Source organism: Maribellus comscasis, from assembly GCF_009762775.1.
GTDB classification, from domain to species: Bacteria; Bacteroidota; Bacteroidia; order Bacteroidales; family Prolixibacteraceae; genus Draconibacterium; species Draconibacterium comscasis.
Genome location: NZ_CP046401.1, coordinates 4,833,948 through 4,859,825, shown reverse-complemented (window position 1 = coordinate 4,859,825; position 25,878 = coordinate 4,833,948). Strand labels below are relative to the sequence as shown.

The 25,878-nt window shown below is 37.6% G+C and carries 20 protein-coding genes; 15 read left to right on the top strand and 5 right to left on the bottom strand.

The features are described from left to right. The first annotated feature begins 87 nt into the window (after positions 1-87). The 4 genes from GM418_RS19375 to GM418_RS19360 all read left to right on the top strand — a co-directional run bounded on the left by GM418_RS19375 (position 88) and on the right by GM418_RS19360 (position 8,053). Positions 88-525, top strand: coding sequence for a DUF1896 family protein (locus tag GM418_RS19375; protein ID WP_158868890.1), 438 nt, complete (start codon positions 88-90; stop codon positions 523-525). Next, positions 512-5,743, top strand: coding sequence for a helicase-related protein (locus GM418_RS19370; RefSeq protein WP_158868889.1), 5,232 nt, complete (start codon positions 512-514; stop codon positions 5,741-5,743). Before GM418_RS19375 ends, GM418_RS19370 begins: the two co-directional genes overlap by 14 nt. A 362-nt stretch (positions 5,744-6,105) precedes the next feature. After that, positions 6,106-7,230, top strand: coding sequence for a helix-turn-helix domain-containing protein (locus tag GM418_RS19365; protein ID WP_158868888.1), 1,125 nt, complete (start codon positions 6,106-6,108; stop codon positions 7,228-7,230). Between the two features lie 169 nt (positions 7,231-7,399). After that, positions 7,400-8,053 (top strand): DUF6448 family protein, encoded by a 654-nt coding sequence (locus GM418_RS19360; RefSeq protein ID WP_158868887.1) that lies wholly within the window; start codon positions 7,400-7,402, stop codon positions 8,051-8,053. A 412-nt stretch (positions 8,054-8,465) separates the two neighbouring features. Here the strand turns inward: GM418_RS19360 and GM418_RS32000 are convergent, their stop codons facing one another. The 4 genes from GM418_RS32000 to istA form a co-directional block, all read right to left on the bottom strand. After that, complete coding sequence (locus tag GM418_RS32000; protein WP_158868886.1) at positions 8,466-8,750, bottom strand: helix-turn-helix domain-containing protein; 285 nt, start codon at positions 8,748-8,750, stop codon at positions 8,466-8,468. Positions 8,751-8,876: 126 nt separating this feature from the next. Beyond that, positions 8,877-9,884 (bottom strand): hypothetical protein, encoded by a 1,008-nt coding sequence (locus GM418_RS19350; RefSeq protein ID WP_158868885.1) that lies wholly within the window; start codon positions 9,882-9,884, stop codon positions 8,877-8,879. 63 nt (positions 9,885-9,947) lie between these two features. Next, the gene (istB, locus tag GM418_RS19345) at positions 9,948-10,685 is read right to left on the bottom strand and encodes an IS21-like element helper ATPase IstB (RefSeq protein ID WP_158862095.1); all 738 of its coding nucleotides are present in this window, start codon (positions 10,683-10,685) and stop codon (positions 9,948-9,950) included. 14 nt (positions 10,686-10,699) lie between these two features. Then, on the bottom strand, positions 10,700-12,247 hold the full coding sequence (gene istA / locus GM418_RS19340; protein ID WP_158862096.1) for an IS21 family transposase: 1,548 nt from the start codon (positions 12,245-12,247) through the stop codon (positions 10,700-10,702). A 199-nt stretch (positions 12,248-12,446) separates the two neighbouring features. Here istA and GM418_RS19335 point away from each other — a divergent pair, with 199 nt between their 5' ends. The 11 genes from GM418_RS19335 (at position 12,447) to GM418_RS19285 (ending at position 24,430) form a co-directional block, all read left to right on the top strand. After that, positions 12,447-12,851: a DoxX family protein gene (locus GM418_RS19335; RefSeq protein WP_217447533.1), complete on the top strand. Its 405-nt coding sequence runs from the start codon at positions 12,447-12,449 to the stop codon at positions 12,849-12,851. 81 nt (positions 12,852-12,932) lie between these two features. Beyond that, a complete protein-coding gene (locus tag GM418_RS19330) occupies positions 12,933-13,556 on the top strand; it encodes a dihydrofolate reductase family protein (protein WP_158868884.1) in 624 nt (207 codons plus the stop codon). Between the two features lie 80 nt (positions 13,557-13,636). Beyond that, positions 13,637-14,164, top strand: a complete 528-nt coding sequence (gene arr, locus GM418_RS19325; RefSeq protein WP_158868883.1) for an NAD(+)--rifampin ADP-ribosyltransferase — start codon at positions 13,637-13,639, stop codon at positions 14,162-14,164. A gap of 12 nt (positions 14,165-14,176) precedes the next feature. Further along, positions 14,177-14,740 (top strand): GNAT family N-acetyltransferase, encoded by a 564-nt coding sequence (locus GM418_RS19320; protein ID WP_158868882.1) that lies wholly within the window; start codon positions 14,177-14,179, stop codon positions 14,738-14,740. Between the two features lie 149 nt (positions 14,741-14,889). Next, positions 14,890-15,660 (top strand): alpha/beta fold hydrolase, encoded by a 771-nt coding sequence (locus GM418_RS19315; RefSeq protein ID WP_217447532.1) that lies wholly within the window; start codon positions 14,890-14,892, stop codon positions 15,658-15,660. A gap of 6 nt (positions 15,661-15,666) precedes the next feature. Then, positions 15,667-16,239: a class I SAM-dependent methyltransferase gene (locus GM418_RS19310; RefSeq protein ID WP_158868881.1), complete on the top strand. Its 573-nt coding sequence runs from the start codon at positions 15,667-15,669 to the stop codon at positions 16,237-16,239. A 475-nt stretch (positions 16,240-16,714) separates the two neighbouring features. After that, on the top strand, positions 16,715-17,158 hold the full coding sequence (locus GM418_RS19305; RefSeq protein WP_158868880.1) for a DUF5110 domain-containing protein: 444 nt from the start codon (positions 16,715-16,717) through the stop codon (positions 17,156-17,158). A 207-nt stretch (positions 17,159-17,365) separates the two neighbouring features. Beyond that, entirely contained in the window at positions 17,366-18,667 is a 1,302-nt protein-coding gene (locus GM418_RS19300; RefSeq protein ID WP_158868879.1) for an SGNH/GDSL hydrolase family protein, read from the top strand. A 12-nt stretch (positions 18,668-18,679) separates the two neighbouring features. Then, the gene (locus GM418_RS19295) at positions 18,680-19,813 is read left to right on the top strand and encodes a carbohydrate-binding family 9-like protein (protein ID WP_158868878.1); all 1,134 of its coding nucleotides are present in this window, start codon (positions 18,680-18,682) and stop codon (positions 19,811-19,813) included. 53 nt (positions 19,814-19,866) lie between these two features. Further along, positions 19,867-22,569, top strand: coding sequence for a hypothetical protein (locus GM418_RS19290; RefSeq protein WP_158868877.1), 2,703 nt, complete (start codon positions 19,867-19,869; stop codon positions 22,567-22,569). Positions 22,570-22,612: 43 nt separating this feature from the next. Further along, a complete protein-coding gene (locus GM418_RS19285; protein WP_158868876.1) occupies positions 22,613-24,430 on the top strand; it encodes a hypothetical protein in 1,818 nt (605 codons plus the stop codon). Positions 24,431-24,814: 384 nt separating this feature from the next. On the opposite strand, the gene GM418_RS19280 is transcribed toward GM418_RS19285, so the two are convergent. Further along, a complete protein-coding gene (locus GM418_RS19280; RefSeq protein WP_158868875.1) occupies positions 24,815-25,702 on the bottom strand; it encodes an AraC family transcriptional regulator in 888 nt (295 codons plus the stop codon). Positions 25,703-25,878 lie beyond the last annotated feature (176 nt).

The following is a 25,878-nucleotide window of genomic DNA, read 5'->3' as shown; positions in this document are numbered from 1 at the left end:
CCACTTGCATAATGAAACCAAGACGTTCAGGCTACGACCTGAACGTCTTTTCGAAAATCAATTCTTAACATTTAAAATCAAAACGTAATGAATAAAAGCTATCAGGAAATATCCTGGTTTAAACTGTCGCTTTTGCATTTTTTGTATGAAAGCCATCCGGAATTAACCGATGACACGGATTTACTCAATATCCGCAGCGACCTTGCTGCAATAACTTATTCGGAAGCGATAAAAAACGGACATAACCAACAGGAAGCTGAAGAACTGGCACTTAATGATCTTTACAAAGGTCTGCACTTTTCCAAACACGATACTTTGGTAACCATTCTGTGGAATGAATTCCCCAGAGAAATTCCGATGGGACAAGCTAAAGAATTTGCCATCGAACTGCTGCCAAAGGTGGAGGATGTTTTTTCAAATTATACGTTAAACGATGAGTTTGTTTTTAGCGCTGAGTTTAACAATTTGTATAGCGAGTTGACCGGAGCAATCACTTTCTGGCTGGAAGAACATGAGCTTCAATAAAGAAAAACACCTTCGGGCAAATATTGAGGCGATAAAACTTGTCTTTCAACTTGAAAGAGAGAAACGAAGCCCGACCAACGAAGAGCAGAAAGCCCTGAAACAATATTCCGGTTTCGGGGCTTTAAAATGTATTCTTGATCCGGTAGGAAGTCCATCTGATATGGACCACTGGCCAAAATCGGAAGTTGGGTTGTTTCCTTTGGTCTCCCAATTGCACGATGTACTGAAAAGTAACTCCCAATCGGATCAGCAATACAAACAGTATGTAAGCAGCCTGAAAAACTCCATTCTGACTGCCTTTTACACGCCTCCTGAAATTGTACAGGTTCTTGCCCAAACCTTAAAACAAAACCAGGTATCTCCCAAAAGTTTTCTTGACCCGTCTGCCGGGCTTGGCGCTTTTATCTCCGCCTTTAAAAATCAAAATGACAGGCTTACTGTAACGGGTTTTGAAAAGGATTTACTGACGGGCAAAATCCTCTCAAAAATTTATCCTGATGATAAAATCAGGATTCGTGGTTTTGAAGAAATTGAAAACCGGTACAATAATCATTTTGATGTGGTTTCCTCCAACATCCCCTTTGGCGATGTTGCTATTTTTGATATTTCGTTCCTGAAGAGTAAGGATAAAATAAAACAACAAGCATCCCGGAGCATTCACAATTATTTTTTCCTGAAAGGAATAGATGTTCTCCGAGATGGTGGAGTAATGGCTTTTATCACTTCACAAGGGGTAATGAATGCTCCTAAAAATGAAACGGTACGCCAATGGTTAATGAAAAACAGCAGGTTGGTTTCGGCTGTCCGTTTGCCCAATAATTTATTTAGTGAATATGCCGGAACCGAAGTGGGTAGCGACCTTATCATCCTTCAGAAAGATTCAGGGAAAAACCGCTTAACACAAAAGGAGAAAGATTTTGTGCAAAGTGAAAAACTGTCCAGCGGGATTTTCAATAACAATTATTTCAATGATTTTCAACGGGTAGTTCATACCGAAGGATTTATCGATACTGACCCTTACGGAAAACCTGCTCAGGTTTTTATTCATAAAGAAGGAATAAGTGGAATCGCTTCTGATTTAAGGAAAATGCTGGAGACTGATTTCAAGGAAAAGCTCGATGTTGATTTGTTTCAACGAGACTCTTTTAACAAAAAATTCAATTCAGTTTCATCTGGTACCAAAACTGAAGAAAGGACAAATCACCCAGGAAATGAACTGACCCTTTACGACCTTTTTGGTCTAAGTAAAGAGGAACGCAGCCAACATAAACCTGCCCGGAGAAGAAATCTTACTAAAACAAAAAGCAAACAGCTAAATCTGTTTTCACCACCGAATCCGGTAAATGGAAAACGGTCGAAAGAAATTGTTCCTCCACTCCCGGGTATAAGACAGTTCAAAGGGGAATTATACAGCCATCTTAAAACCGGTTCTCTGGTAAAAGACAACAACCAGCTTGGTTTTTTAAAAGAGCGAAACGGAAATGCAGCAACATTTGAGCGGTTAAAACTAAACCCACAGCAGGAAGCAAAAGCTTTACTCTTTATCCAAATCAGAGATACCTATCATCAACTTTACAACAAGGAGGCGGAAGGTTTAAAAGAAGACACGGAGAATCGTAATTTGCTAAACACCTACTATGATGATTTTGTGCGGAAGTACGGTAATCTAAACGACTCCAAAAATCTCGGATTGCTAAAAATAGATTCCGGGGCCAATGAAGTGCTGGCACTGGAACGGGGTATAAACGGAGAATTTGTAAAAGCCGATATTTTCAATCAGCCTGTGGCTTTCAATGCCAGGGAATTGGAACAGGTAGAAACTTCGGAAGAAGCGCTTGCTGCCTCTTTAAATACATTCGGGGAAGTACGAATAGATTATATGTTATCCTTGCTCGACGAAAAGAGCCGGGAAGAACTGATTCAGGAACTTCATGGAAGGATATATTTTAATCCGATTATTCAAAATTACGAAGTAGCAGATAGATTCATTGCGGGGAATGTAGTTGAAAAAGTCAAAGATATTGAAGGTTATCTTGCACAACAACCCAATGATGTTGTGGCTCAGGAATCATTAAATGCTCTTCAAAATTTTATCCCGGAACAGATTCCTTTTGAGGATCTGGATTTCAATTTTGGAGAACGATGGATTCCGGCAAATATTTACAGCCAATATGCCTCGCACCTGTTTAAAACCAACGTAGATATTCACTATTCCCCGCCTGTTGATGAGTTTTCGGTAAAAGCCCAATTTCCCAACGCAAATATATATGAGAAGTATGCTATAAAATCTCAAAGCCGACTGTATGATGGAATTGCTTTGATGAAACATGCGCTTGTGAACACAACGCCAAATATTACCAAAAAGATACTTGTTGATGATAAAGAGGTTAAGGTCAGGGACAGCGAAGCCATTCAACTGGCCAACAGCAAAATTGATGAGATACGAAACGGCTTTACCGACTGGCTGGATGAACAAAGTCCTGAATTCAAGCAAAATCTGGCTGGTTTATACAACTCTACCTACAATTGTTATGTGCGCCCCAGTTATGATGGCTCGCACCAGACTTTCCCCGGACTTGATTTAAAAGCATTGGGAATTTCCAATTTGTATTCCAGCCAGAAAGATGCTATTTGGATGCTGAAACAAAACGGCGGAGGGATTTGCGACCATGAGGTAGGTTCCGGAAAAACACTGATTATGTGTTGTGCCGCTTATGAAATGAAACGTTTGCAATTAGCCGATAAACCGATGATAGTCGGGCTGAAGGCCAATATCCATGAAATCTCCCAAACATTCAGAACAGCTTATCCACATGCTAAAATTCTATATCCGGGGAAACAGGACTTTAGCCCGGCAAAACGAATAAAAATTTTCAACGATATCAAAAACAATTCCTGGGATGCAATCGTACTAACCCACGAACAATTTGGAATGATACCTCAATCGCCGGAAGTTCAAAAACAAATATTGCAGGCAGAACTGGACAACGTAGAGGACAACCTCGAAGTCGTAAAAAGACAAGGAAGTGAAGTATCGCGGGGAATGTTAAAAGGCCTGATAAAACGACAGCAAAACCTTGAAGTAAAATTAAAAACCATCACACACGATATTGAAAACAGGAAAGACAATGTGGTGGATTTTAAGATGATGGGAATAGACCATTTGTTTGTGGATGAAAGTCACCGGTTTAAAAACCTGATGTTTAACACCCGTCACGACAGGGTTGCCGGAATGGGAAATCCACAGGGCAGTCAGCGGGCGCTGAATATACTGTTTGCCATCCGAACAATTCAACAACGAACCGGTAAAGATTTAGGGGCCACTTTTTTGTCTGGTACCACCATATCCAACTCTTTAACTGAACTGTTCCTTTTATTCAAATACCTCCGGTCCAAAGAACTGGAACGCCAGCAAATCAAAAGTTTTGACGCCTGGGCTGCTGTTTATGCAAAAAAGACAACCGACTATGAATTTTCAGTAACAAATGAAATTGTTCAGAAAGAACGTTTCCGGTATTTTATTAAAGTACCGGAATTGGCCGCTTTTTACAACGAAATTACCGATTACCGGACAGCTAAAGATATTGGTATAGACCGGCCGGAGAAAAATGAAATTCTGCATAACATTCCCCCGACACCGCAACAGGAAGAGTTTATTCAAAAACTGGTCGCCTTTGCCAAAAATGGCGATGCAACAATCTTAGGCAGGGCGCCACTCTCTGAAAGGGAAGAAAAGGCAAAAATGCTAATTGCAACCAACTATGCGCGGAAAATGAGTCTGGATATGCGGATGATTAGTCCGCATTACGATGATCATGTGGATAATAAAGCATCGCATTGTGCTACGCAGATAGCAATGTACTATAAACAGCACAACGATTATAAAGGAACCCAGTTTGTGTTTTCTGATTTGGGAACGTACAAACCCGGAGAGTGGACACCCTACAGCGAAATAAAACGAAAACTTGTGGAAGACCATCGTATTCCGGCTCAGGAAATACGTTTTATCCAGGAAGCCAAAACCGAAAAAGCCAGAAAGAACATTATTGAAGCCATGAATGAAGGGCGTATCCGGGTTCTGTTTGGTTCAACTGATATGCTGGGAACGGGTGTAAATGCACAAAAACGGGCAGTTGTTATCCATCATCTCGATTCTCCCTGGCGGCCCTCGGATTTGGAACAGCGGGAAGGACGTGCCATTCGAAAAGGTAATGAAATTGCAAAATTATTTGCCAACAACAAGGTAGATGTAATCATTTATGCGGTAGAGAAAAGCCTGGATTCGTACAAGTTCAATCTGTTACATAACAAACAACTTTTCATCCAACAATTAAAGACAAACAACCTTGGGAAAAGGACTATTGACGAGGGAAGTATGGATGAGAAATCGGGAATGAATTTTTCCGAGTATGTGGCCATTCTTTCCGGTAATACCGATTTATTGGAAAAAGCCAAGCTCGAAAAACAAATCACAGCCTTAGAGAGCGAGAGACAGGCCTTTAACCGGAGTAAATCATCTGCTCGTTTCCGGTTAGAAGATATACAACAAAGTATGGATAGGAACAATAAGATGATTTCCCGGATGCAAAAGGATTTGGAATCACTTAATAACAGAATCCAGAGTGATGATAGTGGAAATATTATGAATCCGGTTCAACTGGATGGAGTAAAAGGTTCCGACCCAAAAATAATCGGAACAAAACTAAATGAAATCAGTGAAAATGCCCAAACAAACGAAGAGTACAAAAATATTGGGAATCTGTATGGATTTAATCTGCTGGTTAAAACCGAATCAAGCATGAAAGATGGCTTTGATTTTAAAGAAAATCGTTTCTTCATAGAAGGTGAAAGCGGAATAAAATACACGTACAATAACGGTCACATTGCCAAAGACCTGAAACTGGCATCTACCAACTTTCTAAAAGCACTGGAACGTATTCCGGTTTTAATTGACAATCACGAAAGACTTGTGGAAAAAACTGCCAAAGACATGCCAGTTTTAAAGGAAGTAGTAAACAGCCAATGGCGAAAAGATGATCAGCTCAGAAAATTGAAAAATGATTTGGCCGCATTGGATCGAAAGATTCAGATGACAATTGGAGAAAACAATCCCAAAAAAGATGAGCAAAACGAGAATATAAACGCTCAAAATATCCAAATTTCGACTGAAAAGAATACAGTTGAAATGTCAGAACCGAAAGCAAGATTCAGAGTATGAACTTTCTTGTTTCAAAATGTATTTCAAATAACCTTTGGTTTAACACAGATACATAGGTGAACCTTTTTTATAATGCCATTTAACTTATAATTTTCTTAAATTTGTTAGACATTCAACATGCATTAGGTTTTATAAATATTAAGTAATAAGTCTCTTGCAAACGTTAAAAATCCAATTGACGATTTTTATTTGATGATTCATAATTGATATAAACATATTCCTTATTTTCGAAGGAATATATTCAATAAAACCAATGTGATAACCGAAGTAAATTTTGCATATTATTTTACTACAGCTATAGGTTTCATGCAAAAAAACATTCTGCAAAAAATTGACATAGCTGAATTTTATAGAAACAAACAATGAAATACTTTTTTTTGATAGCGGCCTTCAATGCTTTATTTTTTGCGATTTTAGTTTTGCAGAAAAAAAAGGCCTTACATGATAAAATACTGATTTACTGGCTAATTTATTTGGGTTTATACACAGGCATATACGCTTTGTTTTCAAATAAACTATTTATAGATTTTCACCTCCTTTCAGCAAGTTTTATCTCATTACTTTTACTTCATGGCCCCTTCTTGTTTTTATATATTTCTGCATTGATTGACCAAAAATTTCAATTCAATAGGAAAAAACTATTACATTTTATTCCTTTTGTCCTATTCAACCTTTATATAGTTATCGCTTCCCTATTACCGGAATTATCGGAAAGAATAAGGTTAGACCATGTGGAAAGTGAACATGGTGCTCCTTTTTTGTTTAATTTATTACTGATTCTTACAGTTTTATCCGGGCCATTCTATTTTATTTTATCCATCCTGCTTTTTAAGAAATTGGACATTAATATCTTCAATAATTTTTCATCGTATGAAAATGTTAACCTCGACTGGTTAAGAAAGCTTGTTTATACTTTTGGGGCTATTTGGACAGTATTAATGATTTTTGCCACTGTTCATCATGTTTTCGGAATGTTCTCCTGGGTTTTTTGTACGCACGGCTTATCTCTTTCTTTGTCCGTTTTTATCATCTTAATTGGGTATTTCGGCCTAAAGCAAAAGGAAATTTTTATTCAATATCATGATAACAACATAGAATATGTAACGGAACCGAAGACGAAGTATGCCAGTGTAGTTTTGAAAGAGGCTGATGCAGAAAAATATGTAAGCAAAATACGGCATTTTATGAGCAAAGAAAAACCATATCTGGATGCCAACCTTTCACTCCCTGATTTAGCCGGCAAACTTAACATACCTTCTCATCATCTTTCGCGTGTTATAAATGAACAGTTTAATGTTAACTTCTTCGATTTTGTTAACCAATACAGGGTGAATGAAGTAAAATCAAGGATAGATAATCCGGAATTTGAAAATTTGTCTTTTTTAGGAATTGCTTTCGATAGTGGCTTTAATACCAAATCGGCATTCAACAGGGTATTTAAAAAAATAACCGGATTAACCCCAAGTGAATATAAGAAACAAACTTAGAATGCTCCATTTCAAGACAATATTTGCTTATGCAAGTCCTATTTCATAAAAAAGGACTTTAAATTCATGTCTAATAGGGACTACATTACAAAGTAGGTCGCACAAGGATATTTCTAAGCATACTTTTGTCTCAGGATAATTTAGTAATAACCATTAAAAAAAATTTATCATGAGAACAACAGAAATGTATTTGAGAACAAAAGTTCCAACGAGTATTCTTAAAACCCGTAAAACAGGTTTGCAAACAATCCTATCGCTTGTATTCGTATCATTATTTATGATATTCGGTTCACTTCCGGCATCTGCCCATTGCGACTCCTATGACGGCCCTACAATAAAAGACGCTGCTAAAGCCCTTGAAACAAACAATGTTAATTTAGTTTTGAAATGGATTACTGCTGAACAGGAAAAAGAAATTATTTCATTGTTCAATAAAACATATGCTTTAAAGTCTGGTGACAAAGAAGTCTATGCCATTGTTGAAAAACATTTTTTTGAAACCCTTGTGCGTCTGCACCGCGAAACAGAAGGCGCGCCATACACAGGGTTAAAACCTGCCGGAACTACGAAGAAAATTATTCAACTAAGTGACCAAACTTTAGAAAATAAAGATATTGATGAATTCCTCGGAAAGTTAAACAACCATATTGGAAAAGTAATACGAGAGAAATATGAAAAAGTAGCAGCACTTGACAAAGTGAAAAATGATTCTCCGGAAAAAGGACGTGAATATGTAGAAGCATATGTTGATTACACCCATACTATTGAAGCTATTCATGATATTGTTGAGCAAGGTGCCGGACACTTGGCACACAAACATTGAATTGATATAGTACATAATGACAGAACAATTTTAGAATCTTCTCCGGTAAATATCGGGGAAGATTTCTTATTTTCAGATTAGAAAAAATGCACGAAAACCTAACAAATTGTAAATTGCTTTGAGGGTGCAATGCAATGTTGTTTGCTGGATTCTCGCATCATCGATCAGTCCTCGCGGACGTGACCACTCTTCGAAATCCGCTCCAGAACATTTACCAATCGTTAGTCATTTTAGGTTCAACAAGTTTTTCAAGGTGAACCTTATGAAAAAAGAGATTATGCAGTCTTTATTATATCTATAATTCCAACGTGCTTCAAAAAAAATTGATAAAGTATAATGTGATTAAAGAGAAAATATGCTGTAAGATAAACCCAAATTTGTTTTTATTGTCTGTCAGATAAAAACCTACTTTTTACTTTTTAGAAAATCCATTTTGGATAAATTCATGAACATCAGATTCAAGGTAATATGTTTTTTTGCCAATTCGTTTATAGGGTAATTTGCCAGAACTGCGAAATCTTTGCAACGTTCTTTTGCTGACTTTTAAAAGCAGGCAAAGGTCTTGGTTGTCTAACAGTACTTCATCATTTATTTTATTCTCCGTATTGGAAAGTTTGTCAATTTTTCTGTTCACCGTTTCAAAATGAGAGACAAGGCGGTTCATCCAATATTCAAATTTTCTTTCTTCGATAAACATGGGAATGGACTTTTATAATTCTGGAAACAAAGTAACTGTGTAATTAAAGGCGCCACAAGTCCAACTTTTTGTTGTAACCTTTTTGGAACCTTTGGAACCTTGCATAGATGTGAAGGTTCAGGTAAGCTAGTATTCTTCAATTTTTTTAATAATCTGTTTAAGAATCTTAATGGCTATTTGTTTATCCCTTTCCTCGGCAGCATAAGATTTACTGCGCATTCCATCGTATGAAAGATCTTTTTTATAAGGTGTTGACAAATATGGAACAATGGTTTTAAAAACTTCGCTCATCGATTTTGCAACTAATACTCGTAACTCGTTGGCAGCTCTAATTATCAATCCGGTTTGGTCGGTTGAAAGACTACACATTACCTTTTGTTTTGGTTTCTCAAGCAAACGATTAAGATTGCGTGAATCTGTTGATTTGACAGAGAAATGCGCTTTCTTTTCTAGGTATAAAATCTCCTGGTGTATCCAATTGTTTATTGATTTTTTTAAATCTGGCTGCCTGGACTTAAAAATGACATTCATCTTCTTCGGAACCTGTTTAAATATTTTTAAATGATAAAGCAGTCGTTCCATTTTTTCCTCTTTTTTCTCACAGATATTAATCACTATCGATATTCTTTGCGTAAGACTATCTAAATAATGTTGGCTGTTAAAATTCATATAGATTAACAGTTCATCGAGCCTTGAAAAAACTGCGTCTCTCTCGCAGTGCTTAATATTTTCGGTTTCCGAACACAAATTTTTTATGTATTCAATTTCTTGAAAAGTTACCGAATGTTTCGATGGTGGACAATTAAGGAAATTTACCAGAACACGAATCATAATTTCTGCAGCGGATTTAAATGCAGGATAGCAATTTAATTGTTTTTCAATCGCTAGAATCCTTTGCAAAAGTTCCTTCTTAACTGATTCGTAGTGAGGTTTTGGAATACGTTCGTTTGGATCGATAAACACTGTAAACCGGTTTTCTATCAGGGAAAGGATTTCATTGATACAAATAACCAGCTTGTTTAGCGTGGTATTAAGTTGAGGATATTTAAAAGTTTGAGTTTGATTTTGCAGTGCCTGTTCCAGCATGGAAACGCCAGTCAAATTGACCACCCCAGGCCAATTTAAATTGACCATCGACCATTTTCAACAAAAAGAGAACGTTTTTCTTCTGTCAGATTACAACAAATTTACTGTTTTTTATTCACTATAAATGTTTCGTTTTTTTCTCATCGATTCACCCATCAGCTCAATCCTGTGCGATTGATGGATCAACCGGTCAAGTATGGCATCGGCAATCGTTTTCTCCCCGATTATTTCATACCACTTACTAACGGGCAGCTGTGATGTTACAAGCATAGATCCTTTATTGTGCCTATCTTCAATTAACTCTAACAGAGCTATCCGGTTTTGGCTATCTAAGGGTTGCAGGCCAAAGTCATCGAGTATTATTAACTGATGCCTGGCCATTTTTGCAAGTTCTTTGAGATAAGATCCATCGGCTTTTGCCATTTTTAGTTTAGAAAACAGCTTGGTTGTATTAAAGTACAAAACCCTGTATCCCTCGATACAGGCCTGATACCCTAAGGCTGTTGCAATGTAGCTTTTGCCGGCACCGGTGCTGCCCGATATTAATACATTCTCGTTTTTATTAATAAAATCGCATTCAGCCAGTCTTAACAGTTTTGTCCGATCGATATTTCTTGTATGTTCGTACACCACGTTTTCAATGGTTGCTTTATAGTGGAACCTTGCATTTTTTATCAATCGCTCTATCTTGCGGTTGTTGCGATCGTCCCACTCGGCATCTGTTATCATCGATACAAACTGGTCGATGGTGTAATCATCGGTTTTACCTGTTTCGACAGCTGTTTTAAAAGCCCCATGCATACCATGGAGCTTCATCTGTTTCATTCGTGTTAATGTTACTTCGTTCATTGTTTTTTACTTTATCAGTTGTAATATTTTCCTCCCCTTATGTTGTTATGAAAAGGAAGTTCCGGTTCGTCCGGTTTTTCATCATCAAGTTTATCCAACCCTTTTTCCAGTATCTTTTGTATGATTTTGTAGTTGTAAACCTGATGTTCCAATGCACGTTTACACGCATTGGCAAGCCTTTCTTCCCCAACCTTTTTGGCAAAAGCCAATACGCCCATACAGCTTTTATAGGATTGTTCAGGGTGTTGTTTTCTTTCCAGCACATTGATTATAAATTCCTTTACACTCTCGTCAATTGAAGCTGCCCAGTTGATAAAACGCTGCGGTGTCCAGTCGGTAACAAACTGGTGTGTTGTTGCCAGGTGGTCTTTGTTTGTGGTGTAGAAGTATTTACGTCCATCTCTTTTGTGCAAAGCTATGCGGTTGTATTTATGGTATATTTCAACGGTTTTTGATGTAAACACCAGCTTTACCTTCTTCTTTAAATACTGACACGGAACGCTGTAATAATGTTTGTCTTTGCTTAACAGCACGTGCCCGTTCATGGCTACGGTGGCTATTGCTATTTCTTTAATCTCGTATTTTTCTACAGGTAATGCGGTAAGCTTGCCTTTTTCGTCTTCAACGAATAATTGATACCGGGACGTTGGCCTGCCGGTTAACTTTTTGTTGTTATGCTTGTCCAGTTCATCCCAAATTGCACTGTTAAGCTCTTCTAAACTGTAAAAATCTTTGCCGCGCAAGGCCGGATATATTCTTTGGTATAATATCTTGACTGCTCCTTCTGCCAGTGACTTGTCCCGGGGACGGTAAGCCCGAGCCGGAAGAACTGTTGTACCGTAATGTTCGGCAAAGTCCATAAACGTTTCGTTAATGGTAGGTTCAAACCGGCTGCTTTTGGTTACGGCAGACTTTAGGTTATCAGGGACAATAGCTGCAGGAACTCCCCCGTAAAAGTGCAGTGCATTTTCAACCGAAGCAACAAAGTCTTCTTTTTGTTGGCTCGGTGAGGCTTCTGCATAGGTGTATTGACTGGCCCCCAGTATGGCAACAAAAAACTGTACCTCTTCAATCTCGCCTGTTTCTTTATTGATAATTTCCAGGGTTTTGCCAGCGTAGTCAATAAACATCTTATCGCCTGCTTTATGCTCCATATGCATTACCGGGTTAACCTTTTTATTCCAACGCAGGTAGTGGGCTTTAAACTGGCTTAGTTTTAGTCCATCGGGATGTTTTTCATAATATTCTTCCCACATCAGCTGTTTGGTAACGCCGGTCTTTTTTAATTCACGCTCCATGTAGGGAAAGAAGTTATAAACCTTTTTTAGCTTTGGGGAAAGAACATCTTCGGTATCCCTGCTAAAGATCTTTTCCAGCTCGGAATCACTCTTCTTATCAATATCATCAATTGTAAGGTTTAACACCTTGTATAGAGCGATATACTTCTTGACCGTATTGCGTGAAAGGCCCAGGTACCTACTGATAAATTGCTTTGCTTTTCCCTGGTGGTGTAACTGAATGACTTTTCTTACTTTACTCATGTCGATTAATTTATTAGCCATGTTTTCATATTAATTTGTTTAAATCAGTATGAAATTATGGCTTCGACAGAAGTAAAATCAATCTCTTTTGGTGGGTGGTCACTTTAGTCCGGCGCTGGTGGTCAATTTGCTCCGGCACGCGGTGGTCAGTTTAAACTGGCGAGGGTGGTCATTTTATTCCGGCCTGGGGTGGTCAGTTTGACCGTTTTTTCCAATTTCAGTGAAAATAGCTCGGGGTAACTATAATGTTGCTTTAGCAGGAAGAATAGCAATGTCAGTTATGTTGGTATTTACGGCAATGGCCCATTTTAAGTTTACGCAGGGAATGACAATGATGCTTCCGGAGTTCATTCCGCACCGTGAAATAATAGTCTGGCTGACAGGAGTCATAGAAATTGCAGCCGCTGTCGGACTTTTAATACCCAGCCTTAGATTTGTTACCGCATGGCTATTGATAGTATTTTTTACTCTGATTTTGCCTGCGAATGTTTATGCATCATTTCATAATGTAAACTATCAGGAAGCCACATTTACAGGTAATGGAGTAAATTATTTATGGTTTAGAATTCCCCTGCAAATTTTATTTATTCTCTGGGTATATTTTAGTTCCATAAAATTTGGATAACACTGAATTAAAATTAATAATAACTGATACCAACATAAAGGATATTGAGATATTAATTAATTAAATTTAAAATACATTATTATGAGTAAAATATTTTTTGACAGTGCAATATCACTTGATGGCTTTTTTGCAGGTGAAAACAGAAGTTCGGACAATCCCATGGGTGGCGTTTCAGGGAAACTACACCAGTGGATGTTTAAACAAAAAGCGTTCTGGAAACACATTAAAGTGGAAGGTGGCGGAGAAGAAAATGATGCAGATGGTAAGCTGATTGATGAAACATTCGCAAGAACAGGATCTTACATCATGGGAAAACGGATGTTTGAAGAAGGCGAAGTTTCGTGGGCAGAAGATTTGTATGAAGCAGATGTTTATGTATTGACACACGAAAAAAGAGATCCGTGGGTTCAAAAGGGTTCAACGACTTTCTACTTCATCAATGACGGGATAGAAAGTGCATTGGAAAAAGCAACACAATCTGCTCAGGGAAAAGATATTAGAATTCAAGGTGGCGCAAATACGATTCAACAATTTCTCAATGCAGGGCTTGTTGACGAATTTTTCATCCACATCTCACCAGTATTTTTGGGAAGTGGAATCCGTCTTTTTGATAACATTGACAAAGATAAATATGATATAAAAATTGATCAGATATTTGAATCAGAATTAACCACTCACATTAAATACAAATTGATGAAAAAATGAAAACCGTAAGGAATCATGAATATTTATTTGAAAAGACGGAAATGTGAGTAAAATATTTTTTGATTGCGGAATATTTCACAATGGAATTTTCACTGGAATTATTAAACATTGCAGAAGAACACAATCCAACAAAACAAAAACACATAGGTTTGACAATAGTAAAATACAAGGAAAACGAACAAATCCTAAGCGGACAAGGAGCAACACCTTTTGCCCAAACTTATTTTCATGGGACAAAAGCAAACCTCAAAATTGGTGATTATATTGAAGTTGGTTTCAACTCAAACTTTGAACAAAGAAAAAATGCGAAATATATTTTTCTCTCAGCAACACTCGACGCCGCAACTTGGGGAGCAGAGCTATCTATTGGTGACGGACGGGAACGAATTTATTTAGTAGAACCGACAGGGGCCATTGAGAACGATCCCGACCTAACCGACAAAAAATTCCCAGGCAATCCGACTAAATCTTATCGTTCGACTGAACCATTCAAAATTGCAGGAGAAGTTACTGTTTGGCAAGGACACGAAGCCGAACAGGTTGGAGCTATGAAAAAAACATTGGAGAAACTAAAAAAACAAGGCATTAACTCTCTTAATAATGAATAAAAAATCTATAAAATGAATATTAAAACAAGACCTTTGACTAAAAATTTAAAAGACGACTATTTATTTTTCTTTGATAATATGATTTTCAGAGAAAATCCTGATAGGTCAATTTGCTATTGTTATGACTATCATTTCACTGGAGATGTAGCAACATGTACTCGTGAATCTAACCGTTCTGCGGTAATAAATCTTATCAATGAAAATAAGCTGACAGGTTACCTGGTTTTTGAAAATGATAAACCAATCGGATGGTGTAATGCTAATAACAGATTAAATTTTCAAAGATTACTGAAAGACTTTGATTTGATTGATAATCCTGAAGATAAGGTTTGTTCAATTGTTTGCTTTTTAATACATCCCGATTATAGAAGACAAGGGATTGCTCAAAAGATTCTTAAAAAAATTATTAAGGATTATTCAAATAAAGACTACGATTATATTGAAGCGTATCCAAGAAAAGGAGAATTGTCGAGCGAGGGAAATTTCAAAGGACCGCTGGAATTATATAGAAGATTCGATTTCAAGATAAATAAAGAGTATGATGATTATTATGTAATGAGAAAGAACATAAAATAAACACAGTGTACAATTATGGGCTTCAGCCCATGGGGAAAAAGTAAAAATGACAGTAATAGATATGGTTAGAATAATCGACTGAGAATATACCGGACACGGGGCAGTAAACGAAATTCTACAGGTAATACTGTCGTTATAAAAAAGGAGAAATGATGAAGAAATTTAATCACGAAGTTGATACTTATTTTAATATAGAAGATGCAAAAATTTATTACGAGATAAGAGGGAGAGAAGACAAACCCGTGTTGTTGTTTTTGCACGGCGGCTTTGGAACCATCGAAGATTTTAACGACATAACGGATTCATTAAGTAATGAATTCACGTTAGTCGGTGTAGATAGCAGAGGCCATGGCAAATCTACTCTCGGTTCAGCCCAACTGACCTACGAACAAATTCAGAAAGATGTGGAACAACTCCTCCGTCATCTCAAAATCGATACCCTGAGTATAATTGGGTTTAGTGATGGAGGCATTGTTACGTACCGGTTGGCTGCTTTATCTTCTTTAAATATTGAAAAGCTTGTAACCGTTGGCGCTGAATGGCATGTTAGAAGCCTTGAATCAGTAAAGGGTATTTTTGCCAAAATTACCAGTGAGAGTTGGAAAGAAAAGTTCCCGGGGTCTTACAATTCTTATCAAAGACTTAATCCGGAACCTGACTTCGAGCTATTTACTCAACGAATATTAAGTATGTGGCTTGATGAAAGTCCAACCGGATTTCCTAATGAAGCGGTTCAGCATATTTCCTGCCCAATGCTCTTTGTACGTGGTGAAAATGACCATCTCGTTTCGGAGAAATCACTAACTGAATTATCAGAAATAGTTAGCGACAGTCGATTTGTGAATATACCCGGTGCGGGTCATGTCGTATTTCAGGATGAGAAAGAAAAGTTCATAAAACACCTTGACGAATTTTTATAAAACGAAGTGAAACTTAAGGCAAAAAATAATCTTGATCCAATAAGAAATCAAATTATGGATTTGATTGAAACAAATTCCACTGTAATTGAATTTGGATGCGGAAACGGAGACCTACTTCTTAAGCTGTCCTCTCAAATTAAATATGGTTTGGGAATAGATAAGTCTAAAAGGCTGATTGATTATGCTACGCAACAAAAGAGAAAAATGAATCTTAATAATGTTGATTTCAGGTGTGAAGAATTAAACAGCAATTACAAACAATCAGGAAAATACGATTATTCTGTTGCAAGCTTATTTTTTCATGTTATACCATGGTCAGATTCAATCTATTTAATGAAGAAGATGCAGGAAATATCAGATAAAATTGTGATTTGTGGATTCTCCCGACCAGGGACTTTACAGCAAAAGACTCTATTATGGATCGACCAGAAATCGTCCAGCCATTACCAACATTTTAAAGCATACAAAAAACGTGGATATTTGGAGGGAATTCTTTCAGAAATTAGAAGTACGGAAATTACGACTTTCGACACTCATATTCCTTTTGTTAAAATCCATGTAATTGGTCAACTCGATTAAATAAAAGTATCAGAAATGGAAAAACTTGTTGAGCTTGATGTCTGTAAAAATAGAAGATTATGATAGCAACCGGGAAATACCGAAAAACCGGCAAAGTCAGTAATAACCTGGGTTGAAAAGGAACATTCAACTTTGCATTTCACTATGAGACCAGACAATTATGAAAGGATAACTGAACATTATCAATCGCAACTACTGAAACCCCATAAATAACACAAAACCAGCTTACTAAAAACTCCGGAAAAGATTTACTATATCTTGTATTTCTCCTGTTTTTCTATGTCCGTAAACTTCAAACAGCATCACAATCTTCAACCAAAAAGTTCGACATTTTCCGGTTGGATTCACCCAAGCTGGGATTTTATCAATTTTGATAGAATCCCCTTTTTTGTTTTTCCATACCTTTCACTATTTATGGGATTGGAGAAACAAATGAATTTACTCTGGAGCTTCGCTAGTGGTCTAACCCACGACTATGTATAACTTTCTAAAAAATGGCTTATTTATTAAGGCCGGCGCGATTATTCCTGAATGGCCATATGTTGATTATGTTGGTCAGAAACCAATCGATACCATGACTGTGCAGGTATATCCATACAAAGAAAGCAATTTCACTTTAATTGAGGATGAGGGCGAAGGTTTTGGTTACGAGAAAGGGGAAATCGCAACAACAAAAATGACCTATGCAGCCGATGAATCTCAAATGATTTTTACACTTCATACAACTGAAGGCGACTATCAGGGAAGAGTTAAAGACCGAAAATATTTTATTCATTTTAATATTATCCCGAAACCTGCTGATGTAAAACTTAACGGAACTACAATTACAAACTGGGAATATGATTCTGAAACAAAAGTATTGTCAGTTAGTGGAATAACAAACGAAGAAGAAAAGAATTTAAGTATTTCTTTATTATAAAAGGAACTCCTGAAGTGCTGTAACTTGAGGGAAAAAATGGGGGCAAAAGATCCCACTCGTCTGGTGGCTGAATAAAAAATAAATTGGACTGTCCCCGTTTTTGTTTTTTTCCCCTTATGGTTTGTATCGAATTTCAAGAGCAAGAATTAAATAAAGCGAGTAGTACAAATTTCGAAATTGGGAATTTTACATTCAGAAAGAGATAAAATGAAAAACTACATTCAAAAAATACTCATATTACTATTTTTATTTATTCTGTTGAAACCGGACGTTTTTGCCGATGATTTACCGAAAACAGAAAGGAAAAAGAATAAAGCGCTTGAACAGTTAAAGGAATTTCATAAACGTGGTGGTCTTCCGAATTTTTATCATAAAATAGATACAGAGAGGAAAGTAAACGTTGCTTACCTCGGAGGAAGTATTACCGAAGCGAAACAAGGGTGGAGAACGCTGACCTATAATTGGCTGAGAATAAATTACCCTGAAACAATATTTTTAGAAACTGCCGCTGCAATTGGCGGAACAGGCTCAAATCTCGGAGTTTTCCGAGTTGAGCACGACGTTTTACAATACAAACCGGATCTTCTTTTTGTAGAATTTGCAGTAAACGATAAAAGCCAAAAACCGGACGACGTTTTGCGTACAATGGAAGGAATTATCCGGAAAACATGGCAGGCCAATTCAACTACCGATATCTGTTTTATTTACACGATGGTTGACGATCAGTGCAAAGAATTTCTCAGAGGAGAATTGTCTTCAACGATCCTGGCCATGGAAAAGCTGGCAGATTATTATGATATTCCGAGTATTCTGGCGGGGAAAAAAGTAGTTCAGCTTCGCGAAGAAGGGAAACTGGTTTTCACTGCCGACCCGTCGGAAAACGACAATATAATTGTGTTTACAAAAGATCACACCCATCCATTGTCAGAATCCGGCCATCCTATATATGCTTCTGTTATCGTAAAATATTTGGAGGAAATGGAAGCATTTGGAAAAGTTGGCGGCCATAAATTGACAAACCCTTTTGTAAACGACAATTGGGAAAATGCACAAAGTTATTCGGTTGTCGATGCCAGCAAAACAGGCGATTGGGAATTGCTGAAAAATGGAGACGAGTTGGCTGATAAATTTGAAAAATTTTCACCTCAGATTTACGAAGGAAAAACGGGCGCAAAACTCAGCTTTAAATTTAAGGGAACTGCTGTTGGTTTGTATGATGTAATTGGGCCCGGTTCCGGGAAAATAAAAGTAACCATCGATGGAAAGGAACGCGAAATTCAACGTTTTGATGCTTATTGTTCCTATTACCGGATTAACAATGTGATTCTTGAAAAACAGCTGGAAGATACGGTTCACACTGTGGAAATTGAAGTTGTTGATGATAGATTTGATAAAGAAAAAATATTGTCGAAAAGAAATCCTGATGTTTTCAAAAAAGATAAATTAAAATATAAAAACTACGATTATTTTCTTGGAAATATCCTGGTTGTGGGAGAAGGATTACGCTAAAAATGGAATGAAATGGAGCTTGAACAAAATATAAAAATTGGATTGCTGAAGAAAGGAAGCCTCTTTTTTTGGCTGACGTTTTTTCTTCTAAAAATTTCGTTTGCTCAGGAAATTGATTTTGGAAAATATGCCAGTTTGCTGACACCGGTTTCTACATACACTATTTATAAAACCGATTCGAAAATAACAATTGATGGGATTGCAAAAGAGACTGACTGGAGTAAAACTGAAAGATTGAGTGACTTTGGCGACATCAGAGGAAATGAATGGCCGGAACCGTTTTTACAAACTGACGTGAAATTGTTATGGGACAATGAAAATATCTATGTTTTTGCGAAGCTTGAAGAACCTAATCTGCAAGGTGAAATGACAAAACGTGATGAATTATTGTTCAACGAAAATGTTTTTGAAATTTTTATCGACCCCGATTGCGATACACACAATTACTTTGAATATGAAGTAAATGTACTCAATACTCTGTTCGACCTATTCTTAACAAGATCTTATCGCGACGGAGGAATGGCTCTGTTTACATGGGATTCTCCCGGATTTCAAAGCGCAGTTAAGACAAAAGGGACTATCAATAATTCTACTGACAAGGACAAGAGTTGGACTGTCGAAATGAAAATTCCCTTTGCCGATTTGCGTAGCGCCGATGCTGTTAAAATTCCACAGGATAAAGAAATCTGGAAAGTGAATTTGATGCGTGTGGAATGGGAAGGCCGAAATGCTGCCGACCAGAAAGAATATCCTGACAGAGTAAAAACAAATTACTGGACCTGGAGTCCGCAGGGATTAATTAGCATGCATTATCCCGAACGCTGGGGGCTAGTGCAGTTCTCAGAAATGAAAGCTGCCGAAGGGAACGTGGATTTTGAAGTTCCGGTTTCCGAGAAATTGAAAAAGTATTTGTGGTGGTTTTTCTACAAACAAAAAGATTACAAAAAAAAGGTTGGGAAATATGCTGCTTCCCTGGAGGAAATTTCGGTGCCGGAGCAGATAGCTACAGAAGTCTCGGATGGCAGCAAAACTTCCATCCAAATGTGGGCAACACCAACACAGTTTACTGTGGAACTGAAGCACGGGGATGAAATATTATCGTTAAATGAAACAGCCAAATTAAAGCAAAGAAAAAACCAAAAATAAATTCTGAAAAAAGTATTAACCGTTAGAGCAATAAACAAACATATTTACCAAATATGAAATCTAATTATTTCGTTATTTCATTGATTTCGTTATTATTTCAGGGAGCGGGGATAAGTAACGCACAAAAGCTGAATAGTTTTCATCCTCCTATTTCAAAAAATGAAGAACGGGTTCCCGTAAAAACAGAGATTCATAATAATGGCTACACCACACACTGGAGTGATACTTATTTGAATACTTTCCGATATGGGAACTTATTCAAAATGACTGTTCGTGACGTAAACCTTTCAATTAAACAAAGCAAAATTGACATTGCTGAAGAGTTGGGAATCATAGGCTTGAATTTGCAGGAAGGATTTATTAATGAATTGCTTTCTTCGGATACAAAAACAGTAAAAGAGCCATCGCTCAAAGAAATGGAAACAACTCTGAAAAGTAATGATGTACTTGTTTTTGCTTCGCCCCATTCTGAAGTTGGCAAAAAATTGTTGTCTCTTGCCGGCGACATTAACAGCTGGAAGAAAGATCTAACTGCACACCAGTTTAAATCGAACGACTGGCATCCAACTGATGTTTTCCGGTTGGAAAGCGGACAGCGAAAAATATTTGCAGTGATTTCGTCCGATGCAGAGGCGTTCGAAAAATTGGAGTCCGTTATTAAAAATATTCGTGAAATAGTAAGAACCTACGATTTCAGAAAAGGCTGGATGGGAATCGAAACCTTGCACATGTCTGTTACTACCGATTTTGTGCATCCGATGGATGTTATTTCGCAAGGAATGAATGAAGGAAATTCATGGTTCGTTTTTAGCGGTTACAACGAGTTCCGCGCGCTGGAAAAATACCAGTCGTGGATGGATGAAATTGGAAATCCGGCTTTTGTTGAAGCAGGTTCTTATGCGCCGGGATATGGACAACGAAATTTCGTTTTTGGCTGCGATAATTGGGACGGACTTCAGGAACAAGACATAAAACAACAGGGATACGTTGATTTTGTAAAAGAAAAAAACGGTTATATTTTTCGCCAGGTATTTGACAATAAAGCTGACGAACACGATGTGTATGACGGCTACATTGTAAACGAAGGAAATAAAAAACAACTGGATAACCAGGAGCTTCCTTTTGTAAATCTTACTTCATCCTTTTCTGGTGGAGCAACGTCTTCAATGGTGTTGTTTCTTCCAAAAGGTGCTTATGTAAATAAAAAATCCATAATAAAAGCAATAAAAGAACGCCGCGAAGTAGCTATTCTTCCACAAGGAAAAATTATTGGTGGAGACTATTTCAGACAAGCGATGCAAGTACTCGAACTTGACCGCATTTTCCTTGAAGATTATTTTGGAGATTATATAGATATTTATACCGAGACGAATGGCTCAGAAGTAAAAATAACCTTAACCAACTACTCAAATAAAGCCATTACCGGTAATTTGTCGCTTTCGTTGCCTTCAGCTTTGAAATTGGCAGAAAACGGGAAAGCAATTTCCCTACCTGCCAACAGTCAAAAAGAAGTGCGTTTCCCTGTTTCCATTGAAAAAGAAGCTATGGGAAAAACAAATCCTATTGGGATTGATTTTGTTTGGGATGGAAAGAAGAAATCGACTGTGACCATGCTGGATTTGCCACCTGCTATTTCTGTACCTCAATTGTTGTACGGACAAACGCCGGTTGTGCAATATCCGGTATCGGTTCACAATTTCACAAAAGAATCATCTTTTCCTGTAAAAGTGCAGGTTTTCAAAACAGACAAACCCGGGAAAGCTGTTTTTGAAAAAATTCCGCAATGTGAAGTTGCGCCCGATACATACAAAGAGTTGGTGTTTGATATAAAAATCAAGGCAGGAAATTACAAGCTTGTTACAACGGCACTTGGTTGTTTTTCAGAAACGCAGCTGGGCGTTGAAAAAGCACAAGGACAATCCACATTAACAACTGTTGATTTGAACGGTGATGGCGTGGATGAATATCAGATGGAAAACGACAAAGTTAAGGTGACACTGCTCACAATCGGAGCGCGTGTTATTGAATACATCGTAAAGAGTAAAGACGACAATGTACTTTTTAAATCATGGCCGGAAAAACCGGTAAATGAAAATCAGCCTTTCCGCGAACGGCATTATTATCCGTTTGGCGGATTTGAAGATTTTCTGGGGCAGCCCAGCATGGAAACACATAAAGTTTTTGATGCTGAGATCCTGAAAAGTGGAGGTACGAGCGTGAGTGTCAAAATGACTTCCGATTTTTATGGAAACCAAATCGAAAAAATATTTACACTTTATGGCGATTCACCTCTTCTTGAAGTGAAATTCAAACTTAATTTTACCAATAAAGAAACTGACATGTTCGGGCCGCAGCCTATTTTGGCGTTGGGAGCTGCGCACGATACTGTTGATGTGTTTATGGTTCCCGATGTGAAAGGTTTGTTGAAATACAGGATGAGAATGGACGAATATTACGGACAGATTTTCACCCTAACAGAAGGCTGGCAAGCCGGAAGAGATGAAAATGAAAACGTATTCTTTGTTGGCGCTTTTCCTGTTGATCAGCCCGATTTTTTGCACATGTGGATGAATCATCCGCGGAACTCAAGTACACGTCACTATTATGTTGAATTTCAACCCTGGATAAGAATCATTAAGAAAAATGCGATGTACTTTTCATATTATATGTGGGCAGATGAAGGAAATTGGGAAAAAGGCGTAGAAGCGTTGCGTGAGAGAAATCTGATAACAAAATCAAAAATAAACGTCGAATAACTTTTAAGAATTTGTTTAGAATTATTTGAAAAAATACCATACGATGAAACAAAAGATATCTTTTTTAATTCTTGCTTTTGTACTATTTGCCATGGGCAGCCAGGCAAAAAAGGAAGAGGCACAGCTTTCAATAAAAAGTATAAACCTCGACTATCCTTGTCCGGCAATTCCGTTTTATCATTTTTTTGCTGAGCTGGAATTGCCTGAAGCTTCGATAATTGAAGTAGAGGCAGAAGTAAACGGGAAAGTTTTGAGAAGCACTGATTTGTATCGCGAAAAAGATGTAATTGAAAAAGAATATCCGCCACTGTCTCATCGTCCGCCGTCGGGATATGGATTATCCCATGACGCCACGCTTTACAAAAATCCGAATGTAGTTGGATGGGTAAAGTGGGAACCCGGAAAAAAATACAACATAAAACTAACGGTAAGAATGAAGGAAGGCGTTGAAAATTCTTCTGATGATAAGTTTCTATCACAGACAGTAACACTTACTTCGCCCAACGACGCCAAAATTTTTGATACAGCTTGGAAAAATTACAAGTCGGTGGTGTTAAGCGAAACTGCCGGAATTGACAGAAAATCAGAAGCTGTGGAGGCGGTTGTTGCATTTTATCCGGATGAGGCTTTTGATTTAAAACGAGAGGTTCGGGTAGTGGAGTTCGATTCGAAAACCCATGCGGTTAAAGAAGTGCCTTGTCAGGTTTATGATTTACAAAAATACACCGAAGAAGATGATATGGCACCAGATGAAAATGGAAATCCGACACATGCGGTGCCACTTTGGTTTCCTACACTTAGCGCTCGCGTAGCATTCCTGGCCGATGTTCCGGCAAATACAAGTAAAGTGTATTTAATTTACTACAACAATGATAAAGCGCTGACGAAAGTTTATAATTCTAATTTGAAAGTTCAGGGTGAAATGCCCGGAATTAGTATAGACAATGGAGCTTTGACGGTTTCTTTGCACAATAATTCGGGGCACCTCGATCAACTTACGTTAAAAGATCGTCCTGATTTTCCATTGTTTCACCGTATGGAAACCAACGGCGCTGTTCACTGGAATCCCGGAATTTATTCTCCCCCACGCCCATGGACACATACTGCCGACTGGAACCCTCCAAAAAATATTAATCTCATTTCAGGACCAGTGGTTACTGTAGCCGAATTATGGGATAACCTGCGCGACATTCCCGAAGTTGACGCATCGGTTCGATATGAATTTCATCCGGATGTTCCATACATTATCACAACAACCAATATGCGCATCAACGAAACCATCAACTGCATTGCCTTACGAAATGGTGAGGTGGTTTTTAAACGAGAATTGATGACACACGCCGCCTGGTTCGACGCTGTAAGAAACAAAGTTATTACATACGATGTTACCGATATGCCTGACCTGACTGACCTTAAAATGGAAGACGACGTTCCATGGATCTCATTTTACAACAAAGACACACACATCGGTTTCGCAGGAATTCAGTTGTCATACGCCAACACCGGCATCGAATCGCGTGAACGCTTGTTAAATCCATACATGTACATCACCGGAGGTCCATGGATTTATTGGGCCCGTGCGCTGTCTCTGCCATTCCTTTCATCGAATATGCAACAAATGGTCCCGGCCATGAAAGGTAATTTCTTTACTGAAAAATGGGCTTACCTTGTTTTCGAAACAAAAGACGGAGAAGAGCCTTACCAACCTGTTTTAGATTGGAAAAAACGATTGACTCACCCTTTAAAAATTCATTTAGTGGAAGAAGTGGACAACCGTGTTTCCAAGACGGTTCAGGAAATTTATATCGATGAAGGAAAGAGCGGTTGGGAAGAACGCGAAACCGGAAAACATCACGAATGAAATAATCGGGAATACTTTGTGATGCCAATAAATACGGGCTTTGACTATTTCCTACGGTTGGTCGCTGCTCCGTGGCTGGGAAAAATGTAACCAAACTACGTTCGAAATGAGCCAGTATGAGCACCCGAAAACCAAACACTCACTCAGTATGGTAATGATATGCAAACAGACGATATTGAGAAATTAGAATTAATAAAACAGTTCTGATATTGCATTTGCGCCAGAGTTAAAGACAAAAATTTAGCAAATTAATTATTTTATTAGTTAACATATAAACACACGAAAAAAACAATAGGGAGTTGTAAATAAACCTTGCAACTCTCTTGTTAAAGTATGATATCCTAAACTGGATTTCATACCGTTTTATGAGCTTAAATTATTGTTTTAAGAAGATGTTAGAATTCTCCCTTTTCGATATTCTCTTGGCGATTGATTCATTACTTTCCTGAACATTCTTGAGAAGTAAAATTGGTCTTCCATTCCTATCTCTCTCGCTACATCAGCTATCGAGAGCTCTTTGTTGTCGAGGAGCCGACAGGATTGCTGAATCTTCAATTGGTTAAAATAGTCGATCGGCGGAAAACCGGTTCTGCTCAAAAACAGCCTGGAAAAATAAGAACCGGAAAGATGTACCTCCTTTGCTAACTGCTTAAGTGATAATCTTTTTTTTAAATTTTCCAACATAAAATTAATGGCTAAACCAACAGGGTCGTTATTTATCGGTTCATTGATACTTCGATATTGTTTAATATGCGTGAATGTTGCCAGCAACCGCGGTAAGCACATATTTACATATTCCAGTATTTCAATACCATGGCCCATCTCGAGGCATTTGAAAATCTCACCAAACAGTTCCAATCGGTCGTTAATGCGCGATGTATTTGTCCTTTCAATTGGTGTCGGTTGGGAAAAGGAATGGGAGATAAATTTTGATTTTTTCCCCTCCAAATGTATCCAGTATATGGACCAGGGATCTTTTTTATCAGCAAAATATGAGTGCGGTGTATTTTGTGGTATGATAAAAAAGTGATCAGGTGGAAGCTTATATAAATTTCCCGCTATATTAATAAATCCGGAGCCTTCAACACTATAAATGAGTATCGATTGCGAAATTCCTTCAGCTCTTTCCCTGTAATGATAAAGTGCATGAGGATAATAGCCAATATCGGTGAGGTATAAATCTTCAAACAGCGGATTTTGTATTAACTTTTGCAGAGTTCCTTTTGGGATAATATAACTCAGCTGACCGGGGAATCCTTCCTTCCTTTTCATTGTAAAAAGTAAATATTGTTAATGTTTAAGCCTTTTTATTTTCTTTTGAAAAGCAACAAATTTCATTACCCTATTTCTATTAAGGGCTTTCAGTCTAGTTTAAAGATAATGAAAAACAGACCAAGATGTCAATATCATCCATATAATTGAAATATCATACATGTTTATTTCCGATT

What these genes read in the sequence shown, in the direction of transcription:
- GM418_RS19295 (WP_158868878.1), top strand. Translation starts at nt 18,680, where the DNA reads ATGGAGCTTGAACAAAATATAAAAATTGGATTGCTGAAGAAAGGAAGC.
- GM418_RS19350 (WP_158868885.1), bottom strand. Translation starts at nt 9,884, where the DNA reads ATGGTCAATTTAAATTGGCCTGGGGTGGTCAATTTGACTGGCGTTTCC.
- GM418_RS19315 (WP_217447532.1), top strand. Translation starts at nt 14,890, where the DNA reads ATGATGAAGAAATTTAATCACGAAGTTGATACTTATTTTAATATAGAA.
- GM418_RS19300 (WP_158868879.1), top strand. Translation starts at nt 17,366, where the DNA reads ATGAAAAACTACATTCAAAAAATACTCATATTACTATTTTTATTTATT.
- GM418_RS19305 (WP_158868880.1), top strand. Translation starts at nt 16,715, where the DNA reads ATGTATAACTTTCTAAAAAATGGCTTATTTATTAAGGCCGGCGCGATT.
- GM418_RS32000 (WP_158868886.1), bottom strand. Translation starts at nt 8,750, where the DNA reads ATGTTTATCGAAGAAAGAAAATTTGAATATTGGATGAACCGCCTTGTC.
- istB (WP_158862095.1), bottom strand. Translation starts at nt 10,685, where the DNA reads ATGAACGAAGTAACATTAACACGAATGAAACAGATGAAGCTCCATGGT.
- GM418_RS19360 (WP_158868887.1), top strand. Translation starts at nt 7,400, where the DNA reads ATGAGAACAACAGAAATGTATTTGAGAACAAAAGTTCCAACGAGTATT.
- GM418_RS19370 (WP_158868889.1), top strand. Translation starts at nt 512, where the DNA reads ATGAGCTTCAATAAAGAAAAACACCTTCGGGCAAATATTGAGGCGATA.
- GM418_RS19320 (WP_158868882.1), top strand. Translation starts at nt 14,177, where the DNA reads ATGAATATTAAAACAAGACCTTTGACTAAAAATTTAAAAGACGACTAT.
- GM418_RS19285 (WP_158868876.1), top strand. Translation starts at nt 22,613, where the DNA reads ATGAAACAAAAGATATCTTTTTTAATTCTTGCTTTTGTACTATTTGCC.
- GM418_RS19375 (WP_158868890.1), top strand. Translation starts at nt 88, where the DNA reads ATGAATAAAAGCTATCAGGAAATATCCTGGTTTAAACTGTCGCTTTTG.
- istA (WP_158862096.1), bottom strand. Translation starts at nt 12,247, where the DNA reads ATGGCTAATAAATTAATCGACATGAGTAAAGTAAGAAAAGTCATTCAG.
- arr (WP_158868883.1), top strand. Translation starts at nt 13,637, where the DNA reads ATGGAATTTTCACTGGAATTATTAAACATTGCAGAAGAACACAATCCA.
- GM418_RS19280 (WP_158868875.1), bottom strand. Translation starts at nt 25,702, where the DNA reads ATGAAAAGGAAGGAAGGATTCCCCGGTCAGCTGAGTTATATTATCCCA.
- GM418_RS19330 (WP_158868884.1), top strand. Translation starts at nt 12,933, where the DNA reads ATGAGTAAAATATTTTTTGACAGTGCAATATCACTTGATGGCTTTTTT.
- GM418_RS19365 (WP_158868888.1), top strand. Translation starts at nt 6,106, where the DNA reads ATGAAATACTTTTTTTTGATAGCGGCCTTCAATGCTTTATTTTTTGCG.
- GM418_RS19290 (WP_158868877.1), top strand. Translation starts at nt 19,867, where the DNA reads ATGAAATCTAATTATTTCGTTATTTCATTGATTTCGTTATTATTTCAG.